Origin of the sequence: Streptomyces sp. NPDC094143 (genome assembly GCF_040303825.1) — a bacterium.
In the GTDB taxonomy this organism is placed as follows: domain Bacteria; phylum Actinomycetota; class Actinomycetes; order Streptomycetales; family Streptomycetaceae; genus Streptomyces.
This window is the reverse complement of sequence record NZ_JBEOTZ010000043.1, coordinates 1-15,977: the sequence shown is the minus strand read 5'-3', so window position 1 is coordinate 15,977 and position 15,977 is coordinate 1. Positions and strand designations below refer to the sequence as shown.

The 15,977-nt window shown below is 72.3% G+C and carries 13 protein-coding genes and 2 pseudogenes; 12 read left to right on the top strand and 3 right to left on the bottom strand.

Annotated features, from left to right (window positions below):
- Nucleotides 1-49 precede the first annotated feature (49 nt).
- The 10 genes from sbnB to ABTZ58_RS34625 all read left to right on the top strand — a co-directional run bounded on the left by sbnB (nucleotide 50) and on the right by ABTZ58_RS34625 (nucleotide 12,127).
- Entirely contained in the window at nucleotides 50-1,057 is a 1,008-nt protein-coding gene (gene sbnB / locus ABTZ58_RS34670; RefSeq protein WP_351365722.1) for a 2,3-diaminopropionate biosynthesis protein SbnB, read from the top strand.
- A 39-nt stretch (nucleotides 1,058-1,096) separates the two neighbouring features.
- Nucleotides 1,097-2,359: a phenylacetate--CoA ligase family protein gene (locus ABTZ58_RS34665; RefSeq protein WP_351365719.1), complete on the top strand. Its 1,263-nt coding sequence runs from the start codon at nucleotides 1,097-1,099 to the stop codon at nucleotides 2,357-2,359.
- Nucleotides 2,360-2,362: 3 nt separating this feature from the next.
- Nucleotides 2,363-4,165, top strand: coding sequence for an asparagine synthase (glutamine-hydrolyzing) (gene asnB, locus ABTZ58_RS34660; RefSeq protein WP_351365716.1), 1,803 nt, complete (start codon nucleotides 2,363-2,365; stop codon nucleotides 4,163-4,165).
- A 64-nt stretch (nucleotides 4,166-4,229) separates the two neighbouring features.
- The gene (locus ABTZ58_RS34655; protein WP_351365713.1) at nucleotides 4,230-5,228 is read left to right on the top strand and encodes an aspartyl/asparaginyl beta-hydroxylase domain-containing protein; all 999 of its coding nucleotides are present in this window, start codon (nucleotides 4,230-4,232) and stop codon (nucleotides 5,226-5,228) included.
- A 56-nt stretch (nucleotides 5,229-5,284) separates the two neighbouring features.
- Nucleotides 5,285-6,661 carry an ATP-grasp domain-containing protein gene (locus tag ABTZ58_RS34650; RefSeq protein WP_351365710.1) on the top strand — a complete coding sequence of 459 codons (1,377 nt, stop codon included), beginning with the start codon at nucleotides 5,285-5,287 and terminating at the stop codon, nucleotides 6,659-6,661.
- The gene (locus ABTZ58_RS34645; RefSeq protein ID WP_351365707.1) at nucleotides 6,658-7,950 is read left to right on the top strand and encodes an oxamate carbamoyltransferase subunit AllG family protein; all 1,293 of its coding nucleotides are present in this window, start codon (nucleotides 6,658-6,660) and stop codon (nucleotides 7,948-7,950) included. The genes ABTZ58_RS34650 and ABTZ58_RS34645 overlap by 4 nt, the downstream gene beginning before the upstream one ends.
- Before the next feature lie 51 nt (nucleotides 7,951-8,001).
- A complete protein-coding gene (locus ABTZ58_RS34640; RefSeq protein WP_351365704.1) occupies nucleotides 8,002-9,261 on the top strand; it encodes an MFS transporter in 1,260 nt (419 codons plus the stop codon).
- Nucleotides 9,262-9,302: 41 nt separating this feature from the next.
- Nucleotides 9,303-10,331, top strand: coding sequence for a GntG family PLP-dependent aldolase (locus ABTZ58_RS34635; protein WP_351365701.1), 1,029 nt, complete (start codon nucleotides 9,303-9,305; stop codon nucleotides 10,329-10,331).
- Nucleotides 10,332-10,471: 140 nt separating this feature from the next.
- Nucleotides 10,472-11,542: a DMT family transporter gene (locus tag ABTZ58_RS34630; protein WP_351365698.1), complete on the top strand. Its 1,071-nt coding sequence runs from the start codon at nucleotides 10,472-10,474 to the stop codon at nucleotides 11,540-11,542.
- Nucleotides 11,543-11,548: 6 nt separating this feature from the next.
- On the top strand, nucleotides 11,549-12,127 hold the full coding sequence (locus ABTZ58_RS34625) for a ScbR family autoregulator-binding transcription factor (protein ID WP_351365695.1): 579 nt from the start codon (nucleotides 11,549-11,551) through the stop codon (nucleotides 12,125-12,127).
- A gap of 127 nt (nucleotides 12,128-12,254) precedes the next feature.
- Here the strand turns inward: ABTZ58_RS34625 and ABTZ58_RS34620 are convergent, their stop codons facing one another.
- The 3 genes and pseudogenes from ABTZ58_RS34620 to ABTZ58_RS34610 form a co-directional block, all read right to left on the bottom strand.
- A complete protein-coding gene (locus ABTZ58_RS34620; RefSeq protein ID WP_351365692.1) occupies nucleotides 12,255-13,106 on the bottom strand; it encodes an alpha/beta fold hydrolase in 852 nt (283 codons plus the stop codon).
- A gap of 299 nt (nucleotides 13,107-13,405) precedes the next feature.
- Nucleotides 13,406-13,522: pseudogene (locus ABTZ58_RS34615) on the bottom strand (ADP-ribosylglycohydrolase family protein); the annotation flags it as partial.
- Between the two features lie 319 nt (nucleotides 13,523-13,841).
- Nucleotides 13,842-14,603, bottom strand: a complete 762-nt coding sequence (locus ABTZ58_RS34610; RefSeq protein WP_351365802.1) for a class I SAM-dependent methyltransferase — start codon at nucleotides 14,601-14,603, stop codon at nucleotides 13,842-13,844.
- A gap of 243 nt (nucleotides 14,604-14,846) precedes the next feature.
- Here ABTZ58_RS34610 and ABTZ58_RS34605 point away from each other — a divergent pair, with 243 nt between their 5' ends.
- Nucleotides 14,847-15,431: a DinB family protein gene (locus ABTZ58_RS34605; protein ID WP_351365689.1), complete on the top strand. Its 585-nt coding sequence runs from the start codon at nucleotides 14,847-14,849 to the stop codon at nucleotides 15,429-15,431.
- A 37-nt stretch (nucleotides 15,432-15,468) separates the two neighbouring features.
- A pseudogene (locus tag ABTZ58_RS40330) lies at nucleotides 15,469-15,871 on the top strand (transposase).
- Nucleotides 15,872-15,977 lie beyond the last annotated feature (106 nt).

The following is a 15,977-nucleotide window of genomic DNA, read 5'->3' as shown; positions in this document are numbered from 1 at the left end:
CTCCCGGCCCACCCGCTCCGACGCGCAACGAGAAGAAGGGGACACCTGCATGTTCGACTTCCACGTGGTGGGCGGCACCGTCCTGCGCACCCTCATCGACGTCTCCCGCCCCGACATCGTCGAGACGGTCCGCTCCGCCTACCTCACCCACGACGCCGGCGACTCGGTCAACCCGAACAGCTACTTCCTGCGCTTCCCGGAGAAGCCGGACGCCCGCATCATCGCGCTGCCCGCCCACCTCGGCGGCGACTACGGCGTCTCCGGCCTCAAATGGATCGCGAGCTACCCCCGCAACATCGAGCGGAACATCCCGCGCGCCTCCGCCGCACTGCTCCTCAACGACCACGAGACGGGATACCCCTTCGCCTGCCTGGAGGCGTCCCAGATCAGCTCCGCCCGCACCGCGGCGTCCGCCGTCCTGGGCGCCCAGGAACTCACCGGCGGACGCGCCGCCGAGCGGATAACCCTGGTGGGCGCCGGTGTCATCGCACGTAACATCGCCGAGTTCTTCGCCGCCCAGTCGTGGTCCGTGAACCGCTTCGTCGTCCACGACCGGGAGCCGTCCTACGCCGCCGCCCTCACCCGGCGCGTCGCCGGCCTCGGCTACCGCGCCGAACAGGAGGACTCCTTCGAACGGGCCACGGCCGACGCCGACATCGTCGTCTTCGCCACCACCGCGCCGAAGCCCTGGGTCACCCGCACCGACGCCTTCGCCGCCGGCCAGACCGTGCTCAACATCTCCCTGCGGGACCTCGGTCCGGAGCTCATCGCCGGGGCGCAGAACATCCTCGACGACGTCGACCACTGCCTGACCGCCGACACCTCGCCGCACCTGGCCGAACAGCAGCTCGGCCACCGGGACTTCATCGACGGGACCCTCGCGCAGGTCCTGCGCGGCACGGTCACGCCCGCCACCGACCGGCCGAGGATCTTCTCGCCCTTCGGGCTCGGCGTCCTGGACCTCGCGGTGGGACAGCGCCTCTACCGGCAGGCCGTCGAGAAAGGCCTCGCGGTGCCCGTGCCGGGGTTCTTCGGCGAGACACAGCGCTGGAGCTGACGCCCGCGCACACCCCGCCCACCCGACGAAAGGCCCCCCATGCCGCACACCACCATCACCACCCCGGCCCACGCCCCCGCCCGCGCGGCGCAGCTCGCCGCGCTCGCGACCGGTCACACCCAGCGCTTCCCCTGGTACCGCGACCTGCTCCTGCGCCGCGGCACCCTGGGCTCCGGAGACCTGTCCGACCTCCCTCTCATCGGCACCGACCTGCTCAGCGCGCACTACTACACGGCGGACCACCCGCACCTGCCGGACGCCTCCGCCTACCACACCTCGGGCACCTCCGGCGGCCAGCGCAAGCGCATCCTCTACTCACCCGCCGACGAGGACGCCTATGTGGCCCAGCGCCGGCAGCTCTTCGGGGAGTTCACCCGGTCCGTACCGCGCGGCGCCGTCGCGATCGCCGACCTCGGCACCGGCCATGCCGCGGCCTCCGCGAGGCGCGTCTTCCTGGAACTCGGCTTCGCGGCCCACGACATCGACTTCACCCGGCCCGTGGACGAGCACGTGGCGAAGCTCAACGCGTGGCGCCCCGACGTGTTCTTCACGATGCCGATGATCCTCGACCGGCTGCTGCAGGCCCGACCCGGCCTGGACATCCGGCCACGGAAGATCATGGTCGTGGGCGACGTCGCGCCCCCCGCCTGGCGCGCTCACGTGGCCGAACGGTTCGGCCTGCGCCCCGAGGACGTGCTCGACGTGTTCGGCTCCATCGAGATCGGCGCCATCGCGTACTCGTGCGCGCAGACGGGTCTCTACCACTTCCACGACCACATCCTGCCCGAGGTCGTGCCTGCGCGGGAGCTGGCCCGCCTCACCGCGAACGACCGGGTACCGTCCCGACAGGAGGGCAGCGGAGCGCTGCTGCTCACCTCCCTCACCCGGAGCTACTTCCCCGCCGTGCGCTACGTGACCGGCGACGCCGTCACCGGTCTGCGCCGCATACGCCACGACGGCCGCGAGGTGTTCGCGTTCGAGCGCATCGACGGGCGCCTGGCCGGCGACTTCAAGCACGGCGAACGCATCAGCAACCACGACCTCGCTCAGATCATGGCCGAGGTCTTCCCCGGCCGTCCCTTCGAAGCGGCCGACGACGACGGCCTGGTCATCCGGGTCGTCGCCGACACCGTCGGTGACGACCAGCTCGCCGCGGTCCGCGCGGCCGTCGACCGGCAGGCCCCGGACGTGGCGCAGATGATCGCGTCGGGCCTGGTCGGACCGGTCCGCGTGACCGCCGTCCCCCCGGACGGGCTGCGGTCCGGACACGCCAAGCGCCGTCTCGACCTGAAGGAGGGCTGACCGGTGTGCGGCATAGCCGGATCGGTGTCCCTGGGGCACGCTCCCGTCCACGTCCCCTACGCGTCGGCGGCCTGCGCCGCCATGGCGCACCGCGGCCCCGACGAGACCGGGTCCTTCGTCACGGCCCGGGCGGCCCTGGCGATGTGCCGGCTGAAGGTCATCGGCCTGCACGACGGCTCCCAGCCCGTCTTCAGCGACGACGGCAGCGTCGTGTGCGTCCTCAACGGCGAGATCTACAACCACCAGGAGCTGCGCGCCTTCCTGGCCGCCCGCGGCCGCACCGTGCGCGGCGGCAGCGACGCGCAGGTACTGCCGCACCTGTACCAGGAATTGGGCGAGGACTTCGTCGAGCGGCTGCACGGCATGTTCGCGGTCGCCGTGTACGACACCCGCCGCGACCGGCTCGTCCTGGCCACCGACCGGGTCGGCAAGAAACCGCTGTTCTACGCGACGCCCGCCGACGGGACGGTGGCGTTCGCCTCGGAGCTGCCCGCGCTGATGCTGCACCCCGGCATCGGCCGGGACGTCGATCCGGTCGCCGTCGACCAGTACCTGAGCTACCGGGTGGTCCCCGCACCGCACACCGTCTACCGCCAGGTCCGCAAACTGGAACCGGCGACGGTCCTCGTCTTCGAGGCGGACCGGCCCGAACGCCGGCGCACCTACTGGCGGTTCGCCTTCACCGCCGAGCTGACGGATACGCCGCAGGCCGAGCTCGACGACCGTATCGACGCGTTGCTCCAGCAGGCCGTGCAGGACCGGCTGGAGTCGGAGGTGCCGCTCGGCGCGATGCTCAGCGGCGGGCTCGACTCCAGCCTGGTGGTCGCCATGGCCACCCGGCAGCTGGGGCGGCCGATCCACACGTTCTCCGTCGGGTTCGAACACGCCGCGTTCGACGAGTCGGCCCACGCCCGGGCCGTGGCCGAGCACTGCGGCACCCGGCACCACGTGTACCGGATCGGCGCCGGGGACGCGAAGGAGGCCGTCGACACCATCCTCACCCACATGGGCGAGCCCTACGCCTTCCCGTCCGCGATCGCGGCGTCCTGCATGTACCGGCTGGCCAGGCAGCACGTCACGGTGGTGCTGACCGGCGACGGCTCCGACGAGATCTTCTGCGGATACGGCCGCTACCGGCGCCTGCGCGATCTCCCGGCCGGCGGAGACCTCGCCGACCGCTACGAACGCGTCCTCGTGGACGGCGTACCCCACGCACTGAAGGACCGGCTGTACACGGCCGGCTTCGCCGCCCGGATCCCCGGGCACCCGCGCAACCACCTGCGGGCCCGCTTCGACCGCACGGACCCCTCGGTCCCCGACCTGGACCGCGTGATGCACGTCGACAGCGGGTTCTGGCTGTCCGACGCGCAGCTGGTGAAGATCGACCGGATGTCCATGGCACACTCCGTCGAACCACGCAGCCCGCTGCTCGACCACCGGCTCATCGACTACGTCACCCGCATCCCCGCGGCCCGCAAGCTCGTCGGTACGCAGGAGAAGGCCCCGCTCAAGCGCGTGGCCGCCCGGTACCTGCCCCGACAGATCCTGGAGCGCCGCAAGCAGGAACTGGCCGTCCCCCTGGAGAGCTGGCTCGGCACCGCACTGCGCGCCACCATCACCGGCACGCTGCTGTCCGAAGCCTCCCTGGAGCGCGGCTACTTCCGCCCGGACGCACTGCGCTCCGTGGTCCGGGAGTTCCGCCCCGAGCACAGCTACGCGCTGTGGACGCTCTACATGCTGGAGCGCTGGCACCAGCTCCAGGAGGACAGCACGGCCCTGGAGGCGGCCGCCGTCGCCCACGCCTGAGCCCTCCGGCGGATCCACAGACCACCCGTCCGTCCGTACTCGACACTCGCGAAGGACGTCATCCATGTCATCCTCCACTTCGCTCGTCAGCACCCCGCCCATGCCGGCCGAAGGCGTCCGGCTCAAGCCCTCCTTCGACGCCGACCGCCTGCTGCGCGAACTCACCTCCGTGCGCGAGCACACCTGGGACCAGCAGCGCGTCTACACCGAGGACGGCGTCGGCGCCGCCACCGAGGTCGACTGGCGGTGCCTGGCCCTGCGTAGCCCCGGCGGCGACGGCGACCGCACGGACCCGGGCGGCCCCGGCCCGCGGGACTTCGCGGACACCGTGTGGCTCGACCGCATCCCCTACGTCCGTGAGGTCCTGGACTCCATACCGGCCCCGCTGCACGCCGTGCGGTTCATGGCGCTCGGCCCCGACACCGTCGGCATCGACCACACCGACCCCAAGTACGGGCCCCGCTGGGGCGTGGGCCGGCTGCACGTGCCCGTCGTGACCAACCCCGGCGCCGTCCTCGTCCTCGACGGAGTGGAGCACCGCTGGCAGCCCGGGGAGTTCTGGTTCGGCGACTTCAGCCGCCTCCACCGCGTGCAGAACACCGGGGCCGAGGCCCGCGTGCACCTGGTCATCGACGTTCTCGTCACCCCCGGCCTGGCCGCCCTGTTCCCGGAGAACTGGCAGGAGTACTTCCGCGACGGCGAGGTGCTCTTCAACCGCCAGGAATGCCCGCAGACCCCGGACGAACGGCGCCGGCTGGGCACGCGCTTCCCCGTCCCCGCCACCTTCCACCTGTGGGAGGACGACACGCCCCTCTCCGCCGACCTGCCGCAGATCACGGCGACGCTGGCCGAGGACGGCGACCGGATGACGCTCCGGCTGCCCGGCGACCGTGTCTTCGCGCTGGTGCACCTCGGCGACAACGAGTACCGGCTCGCCGGGTGGAGCGAGGAGCGCACGCTCCAGGTTTTCCCCGACGGCCCGGACCCCAAGGTGGTCCTGCGGACCCGTGAGGGCAGCCGGGTCCACGAGCTGACGGTGAGCGCCGAGCGCCTCGCCGCCTGAGCCACCACCGAGCGGGGCGCGGCACGCCCGCGCCCCGCACCCGACCGAGGGAAGCCATGACCTCTTTCCGCGACAGTGGCGCGCGGCCCGCAGCGGACGCCGCCGACACCCACCGGCCCGCCGTCATCGTCATCACCGACCTGGTCGTCCTCGCCAAGCACTTGCGCCTGCTGGACGCGGCCGGACGGCGCGGGGTGACACCGCTGTTCGTCTTCGGACCCGAGACGCCCGGCGATGAACTCGCCCGGCACCGCCGCGACCCGCGTCATCCGCTCTCCCGGCTTGCCGACGAGGATCTGCGGCACGTCGCCGACACCTCGCTCGACACCCTGTTGCGCGCCGTGGCGCCCTGGTTGCGCGACCGCCCGGTGCGCGCGGTGCTGAACGTCGGCGAGGTGTTCGTGGAAGCCGCCGGTGCCCTGGCCCAGAGCCTCGGGCTGCCCGGTCCCGGCGCGCACGCTGCCCGGGTCTGCCGCAACAAACTGCTCCAACGGCTCGCCGCTCCCGCCCTGGCGCCGCGCTGGATGCTGCTGGACCCGGCCCGCCCCCCGGCTGCGGACGGCTGGGACACCTACCCCGCCGTGCTCAAGCCGGCCTCGCGCATGTCCAGTTCGGGTGTGCGCGCGGTCGCCGGAGCGGACGCCGTCCCCCCGTTGCTGCCCGACTACGGTCCCGGCGAACTGCTCCTACTGGAGGAACGGATCACCGGCCGCGAGTTCTCCGTGGAGACGCTGATCCGCGACGGTGCGGTGCTCTGGGCGGGCATCACGGCCAAGGACACCAACGAGTCGGCCACGTCCTTCTTCACCGAGACCGGTCACACTTCCCCCGCGCCGCACCTCACCCCGGCGCAGGAGAAGCTGCTGCTCGACGCCAACGCGGAATTCCTGCGTGCCGTCCGGTTCGGCACCGGCATGAGCCACGCCGAGTTCCGGCTGACCGCGGAGGACCGGGTGGTGCTGATGGAGGCCGCCGCGCGACCACCCGGCGACGCCATCACCCGTCTGTGGCGCCTGGCCACCGGCATGGACCTGGACGCCGCCCTGCTGGACCTCGCGCTCGGCACCGAGCCGTCCACCGCGCCACCGCGCCGCAGGGCCCGGCAGGTCTACCTCGACCACCCCCGGGGCCTGCTGGCGGACGTGACCGCCGAGGACGTGCCGGTCCACTGGGTCGGCGAGCAGGGCCGGTGGCCCGACCTGCCGCCGCTCGCGCGGGACGCCCCTGCCCGGGCCCATGCCGTCCTGGTGAGCCGCGGCCGCGGCGACCTCCTCGGAGACCTGTCGGACTCCCAGGGCAGGTCGGTCTCCGTCGTCCTGGACGGTCCCCTCGACTCCGACCTGGCCACCACCACGCGGGACGCCACCGCCCGCGTGACGATCCACGCCGTGCAGCCGTCGCCCGCCGAAACGTCCGAGGAGGCCTTGCGATGACCGGCCGTCCCACCACCGTCACCGCACACCACGGCAGCGGGCGCGCGGACCGCGCCCGGGCCAACGCGCTCGCGGTGGCCCGCCTCACCGCCGCCCGCCCCGTCCTGGAGACCGTCGCCCCCGCAGGCGAGGTCGTCCCCGGCATGACCCCCCGGACGATCCTCGTCTCCGGACCGCCCCTGCCGTGGGAGCGGTACACGGGTGGCCAGCGCCGGGCCGTCATCGGCGCCGCGCTCTACGAAGGGCTCGCCCGGGACGAGGACGAGGCCGAGGCGCTGCTCGCCGACGGCACCATCGCGGTGCGCCCCTCGCACGACCACGCGACCGTCGGCTCGCTCACCGGCGTGTGCACCGCGTCGATGCCGGTGGTCGTGGTGCGGGACGAGACATCCGGTCGGCGCGCGTTCTGCCGCATGAACGAGGGCGCCGACCGGGCCTCGCTGACCTTCGGGGTCTGGGACGCCGGAGTCGGCGCCCGGCTGCGGCACGTCAGCGAGGTCGTCTCGCCCGCCCTCGCCGAGGTCCTGCACCACCTGGGCGGGCTCGCGCTCACCCCGGTCGTCCGCCGGGCCCTGGCCATGGGCGACGACCTGCACAGCCGGCACAAGGCAGCCGGGGCGCTGTTGCGGGCCGCGGTGCTGGACGCCGTACTGGACCTGTCGCGCGGCGGGGTCGCGGAGCGCCACAGGGACCTGGCCGCGTACCTGCGCTCGGCCGAGTACCTCTTCCTGCACCTGGTGATGGCGGCGTGCAAGGCCGCGGCCGACAGCGCCTCCGGCATCCCCGGCAGCACGCTCGTCACCGCGATGAACCTCAACGAGCATCAGTTCGGCCTGCGGGTCTCCGGTCTCGGCGACCGCTGGCTGACCGCTCCCCTCCCACCGGTGTCCACACTGCGCGGCCGGCTGTACGACGGCCGGACCACCGAAGATCTGGCGTACGTCGGCGGCGAGAGCCTGATCACGGAGACGGTCGGGCTCGGCGGCATGGCGGCCGCGGCCGCCATGCCGCTGCAGGACCACTCCGCCGGCACACCGGAGGACATGATCCGTCTGACCGAGCGCATGTACCGGATCACGCTGAGCGAACACCCCGAGTACCGCATCCCCGCCCTCGCCTACCGGGGCGTGCCGTGCGGCATCGACGCGGCGCGCGTCGCCGAGACCGGCATCGTCCCCGCGATCCACCTCGGCGCGACGCTGCGCGAGGGCGGTCACGCCGGAGCCGTTCTCTTCCAGCCCCCGCTCGAACCGTTCCAAGCGGCCGCGGAGCTGCTGTCCGCGCCCTAGCCGCCCACCACGCCCGCGTTCCCACCACCCCCGCGCCATCCGGAGATCCCCGTGACACACTCGCCCCCTTCCCCCCGCCAGGGCACGGACACCGTGTCCGCCACCCCCGCCCCGGACGGTGCCGACCGACCGGCCGCCTCTCCCGCCCCGCTCGGTCCGGTCCGCAGCTGGCTGGCCGTCGTCGCCGTGGGCATGGGTGTCTTCGCCTTCACCACCACCGAGATGGTCCCGATCGGTCTGCTCCCGGCCATGAGCCGCGACCTGCACGTCTCCGAGGGCACCGTCGGCCTGTCGGTGACCCTGTACGGCGCCATCGCGGGCCTGTTCGCCCCCGTGCTGACCGTCGCGACCCGCCGCATCGACCGCCGGCTGCTGCTCCTGCTGGTGCTCGGCGTCTTCGTCGCGGGCAACGCCTTCACCGCGCTGTCCTCCTCCTACGCCGTCCTGATGGTGTCGCGGCTGCTCACCGGCTTCGCCCACGGAGTGATGTGGTCGATCGCCGCGAGCATCGCCATCCGCCTGGTGCCGCCGGCCCAGGCCGTCCGGGCCACGGCGGTCGTCTTCAGCGGCATCTCCATCGCCTCCGTGGTCGGCGTGCCGTTCGGCACCTTCATCGGCGGCCTGTCCGACTGGCGCACCGCGTTCTGGGCGATCGCCGCGATCGGCGTCGCGATCCTCGCCGCGGCGGCCTTCCTGCTGCCGCCCCTCGCACCGCGCGCCGTGGTGCGGCTGGCCGAGCTGCCCCGGCTGCTGCGGGACGGAAACCTCCGCATCGCCACCCTCGTCACGGCCGCCATGGTCATCGGCCACTTCGCCGCGTACACCTACGTCGCGCCCTTCCTCGAACAGGACGCGGGCATCCCCTCGGACTGGGTCAGCGCACTGCTGCTGCTGTACGGCGTGGCCGGGGTCGTCGGCAACTTCGCGGGCGGCGCGGCGGCGGCACGCTCACTGCGCGCCACCACGCTCACCTGCATCCTCCTGCTTGCAGCGGCCGTCGTCGCACTGGTGGTGAACGGCCGGTGGCACCCCGGCACGGTGATCCTGTTGCTGGTGTGGGGCATCGCGTACACGGCCCTGCCGGTCTGTCTGCAAACCCTCGTCTTCGCCAGCGCCCCGCAGGCTCCGGAGGCCGCGACGTCGCTGTACATCTGCGCGTTCAACATCTCCATCGCGCTGGGCGCGCTGATCGGCGGATGGTTCGTGGACGCGTCCGGCCCCTCCGCGGTGATGTTCCTGGGCGCCGGGTTCAGCATCCTGGCCGCTCTGCTGATGACCCGGTACCGCGTCGCGCCGCCGGCACAGCCGTGACCGCTGCCACACCGTCCGGCATCCCCTTCCCGGAGGCTCCCATGACCCCGATCCCGGCCGGACCGCCGGTCGACCTGCGCTCCGACACCGTCACCCGCCCCGACGCGCGGATGCGCGAGGCCATGGCCCGCGCCGAGGTCGCCGACGACGTCCTCGACGGCGACCCCACCATGCGGGAGCTGGAGGAGGCGGTCGCGCACCGCCTCGGCACCGAGGACGCCCTGTGGGTGCCCTCCGGCTCGATGGGCAACCTGATCGCGCTGTGCGTGCACCTCGAACGCGGCGACCGTTTCCTCGCCCCGGATCGCGCGCACGTCCTGGACCAGGAGGTCGGCACGGCGGCCTGGCTGGCCGGCGGATTGCCCCGCGCACTGCCCTGGACGACCGGCCCCGGCACACCGAGCCCGTCCGACGTCACCCGGGCGGTCGCCCGCGGCGGACCGTACTTCGCGCTGCGCGACCGGCTGCTGTGCCTGGAGAACACCCACAACGCGGCCGGCGGCACGGTCACCACCGTGCGGGACCACCGCCGACTGGTCGGCGCGGCGCACGAGGCCGGGCTGCTGGTGCATCTCGACGGCGCCCGCCTGTGGAACGCGGCGGTCGCCCTGGGCGTGCCGCCCGCGGACCTGGCCGACGGCGCGGACACCGTCCAGGTCTGCCTCAGCAAAGGGCTCGGTGCGCCGGTGGGTTCGGTGCTGGCGGGCGGCACCACGTTCGTGCGGGAGGCGCGCCGGATCCGCAAGATGCTCGGCGGCGGCATCCGCCAGGGCGGGGTACTGGCGGCAGCCGGCCTGGTGGCCCTGGAGCGCGTGGACCGCCTCGCCGAGGACCACCACCACGCCCGGCTGCTCGCGGCCGGGCTGGCCGAGCGCGGCTGGAAGACCGACACCCCGCAGACCAACATCGTCCTGCTGCCGGTCGACGACCCACCGCACACCGTCTCCCTGCTCGCCGAGCGCGGCGTCCTGACGGTTCCCACGGACACCGGCGTACGCATGATCACGCACTGTGACGTGTCACGCCGCGACGTCCTGCGGGCCGTGGAGTCCTTCCCGCCGCCCGACTGAGCCGCCCCGCCACGTTCACGGGCCCCTCGGCACCGACGTGCCCCGCGCACACCACGCCGGGTGCCGGCCGGGCCCGGTGCGCGGCCGGCCCGGCCGCCGCCCCCGCACCACCTTGTCGACCCTCTCCACCCGGAGCACCCATGCCGTCATCACGTACACCGCGCAGTCGCCTTCACCGCGCCGAGCCGGCGATCTCCTCCGGTCCGTCGGCCGCAACCGCGCTCCCGCCGGGCAGATCCGGGGCACTGCCGCTGGCCGGCGCCGTCGCCGGAGGCGCCGCACTGGCCCTGGAGTCCGTGGTCAACGGCCGGCTCGGTGAACACACCGGGTCCGTGTCAGCGGCCGCCTGGTCGAACACGCTCAGTCTGTGCGTGGCGGCGGCGGCCGCGCTGTTCCTGACCGGCCTGCGGCCGGCGTTCGCCGCGCTGTCGGAGGCGCTGCGGTCCCGGGCATTGCGGCCATGGCACTGCCTCGGCGGCCTGGCGGGCGGCAGCATGGTCCTGACGCAGGCGCTGACCGCCGCCGCGCTCGGCCCGGCCCCCTACACGCTGGCCCTCGTCTCGGGCCAGACGCTGTGCGGGGTGGCGGTGGACCATCTCGGTCTGGGCCCGGGCGCCCCGCGCCGCGCCACCCGGCGCCGCCTCGCGGGCGGCCTGCTCGCCGTGTGCGCGGTGGCCTTTCCGGTGCTGGCCGCCCCGGACGCGGACCGCACGGTCGCGCTCGCCGTCCTGCCGTTCCTGGCAGGCTGCGCCCTGGCCTGGCAGATGGCGGTGAACGGCAGGGTGGACGAGGCTGCCGGGAAGCACCCGTACCCGGCGGTCCTCTTCAGCTTCGCCACCGGCACCGCGCTGATGGCCGCCGCTCTGGCGGTACTTGCGGCCCTCTCCGAACTGCCCGCGCACCGGTCCGGCCCGCTGTGGCACTACACCGGCGGCCTGCTGGGCTGCGTGGTGGTGCTGTCCGCCGTGCTGACCGTGCGCCGCATCGGGGTCCTCGCCGCGGGACTCGGAATGATCAGCGGGCAGGTGCTCGGGTCCCTGGCACTGGGCCCGCTGCTGGGGGAGCCGCCGGCGCACCAGGGGACGGTCGCGGTGGGGGCGATGCTGCTGATCGGCGCGACCGTACTGGCGGCTCCGGCCGGTGACAGGCAGCGGCCGGGGCCCTTCACCCCTCCGGTGGCCGAGGACCTGTCCGACGGGAGAGGGAAGTGACCCCCGGTGGTACGACAGCAACGTGCCGTCCGCTCCCGTGAGGCCATCGTGCGGGCCGCGGCGCACGTCATCGACCGGTACGGCCTGAAGGCCGCGACGATTGCCAAAGTGAGTGCCGAGGCCGGCCTGTCCAAGGGCGCGGTCTACTTCCACTTCGCCGACAAGGACGCGCTGGCCTCCGCGCTGGAGACGGAGGCGGCACGCGCGCTCGACGAGCTGGCCGCCGCCCGTGCCTGCGAGGATGGCCCGGCGCTGACGGCAATGGTGGAGACGACCCGTGAACTGGCCCGCCTGCTGAGCCGCGACGTGGTCGTACGAGCCGGGTTCCAGGTCAGCTGCGACCGTGCCGAAGGCGGTGTTCCAGCCCTACGCCGGCGTCTGACCGCGCTCCTGCTGGGGCTGCTGGAGGACGCCCGGCGCGACGGCAGCCTGGCGCCGGGCGTCGTGGTCGAGGACGTCGTCGCCGCCGTCCTCGCGGTCACCGTCGGCGTGCAGATCCTCTCGCGCCAGCCGGACGCCGATGCGGAGGTCTCGAAGGCCCTGGAGCGTTTCTGGCACGCCGCGCTGCCACGGCTGATCCATTGACCGCAGATGCCTCGCAGCCGGGGAGTTCCCGGCCGGCGGTGCCGCAGGGGCCCCGACCAGCGGCACGCCCGCGTTCGCACCCGGCGCGCTGTACCGGGCCGGGGCACTGCCACGGCTGCGGCTACGGCTACGGCTGGGACAGGCGGGTCTCGACATCCCGGTGTACGGCCCCTTGGAGAGTCTCCTGGAGGGCCTGCTCGATATGCCGGGCCAGACTCTCGGGGTCCTGCGCGTGCGCGAGGTGGCCCAGGCCGGGCATGGTGACCACGCGGGCCCGGGGCAGGGCCGACGCGAACGCGGCGAACGCGTCACCGTAGGGCGGGACGCCCTCGTTCTCGGCGCCGAGCAGCAGGGTGACGGGCAGGTCGAGCTCGCCCAGCTCCCGCAGGTCGGCGCGGTGGCGGTTCAGGGCCGTCAGCTCCCGGGCCAGCGGGGCGGCCAGGCGCCGGAGCACCTCCCAGGCGGGGCTCCGGCGCAGGCGCGCCACGTACTCTGGGGAGAACCCGGACACCTCGCGGTTCACGATCTCCACGGCGCGGTCCAGATCGCCGGCCTCGTCGGCCTCCCGCAGGGCGCCGAGCACGTGGCGGCCGAAGGGCCGCACGACGGGTTCGTAGAGAATGAGCGAGTGCACGGCCGCGGGGCGCCGCGCCGCCGTCTCCAGCGCGACAAGCCCACCGAAGCTCCAGCCGAACAGGTCCAGCCCCTGCTCCGCGTCCTCGGCGGCGAGGATCTCGTCCAGCACACGGTCCAGGTCGTCGATCTCGGTGCGCACCGAGTAGTCCGCGCCGAGTTCACCGCTGGGCCGGCGCCCACGCCGGTTCAGCACGTAGACCGGTCCGGCCGGCTCCAGCGCGTCCACGACGGGCTGCCAGGCGGCGGCGTCGGCCATGACCCCCGGCACGATGAGCAGGGGCCTGCCCGTGCCGTCCCGCCGGGTCAGGGTGATCCGGACGCCGTCGCGTTCCACCTCGAGCACGGTGCTGTACCTCCCGAACTAGCCCCTCTGCCCGCGGACGGGCCCACACGGCATCCACAACGAGACGGCCCGGCGGGGGAAACGGCACGTTCCGGCCGCCCGAAAGGCCTCCCGGAGGTGTGGTGCTGACGGAGAGCGAGGCGCCGGGCCCTGCGGCACGGGACGTCGATCAGGGGTGGGCCCGGCGTTGGCGAACGGGGTGGGTGGGCCTGGACGTCTGGGTGCGGGCTTGCCGCAGCCCTCGTCCGGCGGGCGCTTGGAGGGCCAGGAGTCGGCGCAGGCGAAGGCGGTTGACGAGCCAGCGGCTGGGCCCAGTGGGCGGGGATTGCGTTCAACCCGTAGTACGCCCCCGCGAGGCCTCCGGTCACCGCGGCCACGGTGTCCGTGTCACCGCCGAGGTCGATTGCCGCGCGTATCGGCAGAACACCGATGCGGGCAAGGCCCTCAAGTGCGAGGCCACCGTGCCCGTGCCAGCCCTTACAGGCACAGCCCTGGTACAAGCCGAGCACCACCTGTTCCACATCACGGACCCGCAAGGACCTGTGGCCGGCGACCTGGACGTAAGCCGCACCGTACTACAGCGGCGCAGGCCCACGAGCAGCGCGAGAATGGCCGCTGCCGCCTCCGCCCCAGCTGAAGAAGGCCTTCAAGGCGCTGCCCGATGACTGCCAGAAGAAGACCGAAGTGAACTCCCTCCCGGTTTGGGCGAAGAAGGCTCTGCATTGAAGGAGCTACCTAACGCAGACGTGCCGTCGCGATGTGGATCTTGAAGGCGCAGGGGACGTGCCCGTCTGACGTCGTCATATCCCTCACCTCGGCAAAGAAGGCATGCCGCAACTGCTCCACGGTCGCGCGATCGAGCGGGCCAAGATCATAAAGGCCGGAAACAGTAGCCCATACCTGCTCCACAGGTCCGCTCAGATCGATACGAACGGTCTCCCAGTCCTCCACCGCCGCGAAGCCTGCTGGTCCGAGGACTTCATCGAGACCCTTGCGACTCCGTGTCCTTTTGTCCCCCAGCGCCGGGATGCGCTGCGAGGCTGGCGTCTCCTCAATCGTCCGCCGCAGCAGCGTGAGGAACCCTTCATAAGCCTCGCCGCCTACGGCCCCGCCTCCCACCACGCATGCCAGAACCCCTCCGGGAGACAGCACTCGGGCAACCTCTGCTGCGACTTGCTCGATCCCGCTCATCAGCATCAGTGCCATGTGGGAGACGCAGGCGTCGAAGCTGTTGTCGGCGAAAGGAAGCTCCTGAGCTCGACCCTCTTCCAGCTTCGCTTCGAAAAGCGCCGGTCGACGTCGTGCCAGTTCCAGAGAGTGCGGGGGCAGGTCCACTCCCGAGAGTTGTCTGTCGGGCTGCGCCAGCAACTCGAGCAGTAGGCCATCGCCGCAGCCGAGGTCCAGCACGCGCATGCTCCCAGCTACCCGATCGCACAAGATCTCATAGCTGGACCGGCCGTCTGGAGCACGGCCACGGCCGGACGCCTCTGCGGTCACTGCCGGGTGCTTGGCGTGGAACGCCTGCAGAAATGCCTCCTGCGGTGCAGTAGTCGTCACTCACCCAACCTACGCCGCAGGCCTTTCGCGCGGCCGTCCTCAGACGTTGTCTCACGTGGCAAGTTCCTCGGCTTCTTGTGGCAGCTCAAGGCACTGGCCATGGCCAGACTTCGGCTCTCCGGTCGTTGCAGTCCACGCAAGGGATCTTGAGGCCGCGAGTAGCCCATGGCAGGCTCATGCCGCATGATCGATGAATTCGCGAAGGACAACCTGCACGGGAGACTGCGGCGGGACCGCGAGGCGCTGCTCTGGAAGCTCGACGGCTTGTCCGAATACGACGCCCGCCGACCGTTGACAGTGACCGGGAGCAACCTCCTCGGCCTGGTCAAGCACGTGGCCAGCGTCGAGGCCAGGTACTTCGGCGAGGTCTTCGACCGCCCTTTCCCGGAACCGCTGCCCCGGTGGCAGGACCACGACGGCAGCGATCTGTGGGCGACGGAGGGCGAGACCCGCGATCAGATCATCGAGTTCTACCGGCGCACGTGGGAACACTCGGACGCGACGATCAACGAGCTTCCCCTCGATGCCCCCGGCCACGTGCCCTGGTGGCCGGATCGCCATTCCAACACGAACCTGTTCGCCGTCATGGTCCACGTCCTCGGCGAGACCAACCGGCATGCCGGGCACGCCGACATCCTGCGCGAAGGCGTAGACGGCCGAACCGGGATGCGCCCCGAACATGAGATGCAGATCGATGAGGAGGCCCGCGCCGCCTACTACGCGAAGCTCGAGCAGGCCGCCAGATCGGCCGCATCGGCCAGAGCATAGAGGTCTGTGCCACGTGACCTGGGGTTCAAGCGGCATGATGGCGGCCCTGAGGGCTGACCTGTCGAAGCGTCTGGTTCCTGATGAGCTCGGAGAGCTGGTCGCTCCGCTACTGCCGTCGTACGCGGCTCGACCGCAAGGCGGCGGGACCGCTCCGCATGACGAGCGGGCGGTGTTCACGGCTGTGGCGTACATACTGACGAGTGGGTGTGCGTGACGGTACCTGCCGGAATCGTTCAGTGTATCGCCGGCCACCGCGCACCGTCGGTTCAGCGTGTGGACCGAGGCCGGGTTGTGGCGCAGACTGCACCGGGCGGTGCGGGACGAACGGCTACCGCCGCCTCACTGTCCGGTACGAGCGAAAAGGCAGCCACTTCCTCGCCTTCCTCGGCCTCGCCGCAGCCCGCACCTGCTACAAGAGACTCGCCAAACTCACCACGTGAGACACGCTCTTAGAGGGCATCTGATCTATGTAGTTGGTAGTTAGGGATGGTTTTGTGACTGCTGGCGTTGGTGGTCGTTGGGTGGGGTGTGAGTGCTCGTCGTCCG

Excerpts from the sequence above, each read along its gene's own strand:
- sbnB (WP_351365722.1), top strand. The coding sequence starts at position 50 with ATGTTCGACTTCCACGTGGTGGGCGGCACCGTCCTGCGCACCCTCATC.
- ABTZ58_RS34665 (WP_351365719.1), top strand. The coding sequence starts at position 1,097 with ATGCCGCACACCACCATCACCACCCCGGCCCACGCCCCCGCCCGCGCG.
- ABTZ58_RS34655 (WP_351365713.1), top strand. The coding sequence starts at position 4,230 with ATGTCATCCTCCACTTCGCTCGTCAGCACCCCGCCCATGCCGGCCGAA.
- ABTZ58_RS34650 (WP_351365710.1), top strand. The coding sequence starts at position 5,285 with ATGACCTCTTTCCGCGACAGTGGCGCGCGGCCCGCAGCGGACGCCGCC.
- ABTZ58_RS34645 (WP_351365707.1), top strand. The coding sequence starts at position 6,658 with ATGACCGGCCGTCCCACCACCGTCACCGCACACCACGGCAGCGGGCGC.
- ABTZ58_RS34635 (WP_351365701.1), top strand. The coding sequence starts at position 9,303 with ATGACCCCGATCCCGGCCGGACCGCCGGTCGACCTGCGCTCCGACACC.
- ABTZ58_RS34630 (WP_351365698.1), top strand. The coding sequence starts at position 10,472 with ATGCCGTCATCACGTACACCGCGCAGTCGCCTTCACCGCGCCGAGCCG.
- ABTZ58_RS34605 (WP_351365689.1), top strand. The coding sequence starts at position 14,847 with ATGATCGATGAATTCGCGAAGGACAACCTGCACGGGAGACTGCGGCGG.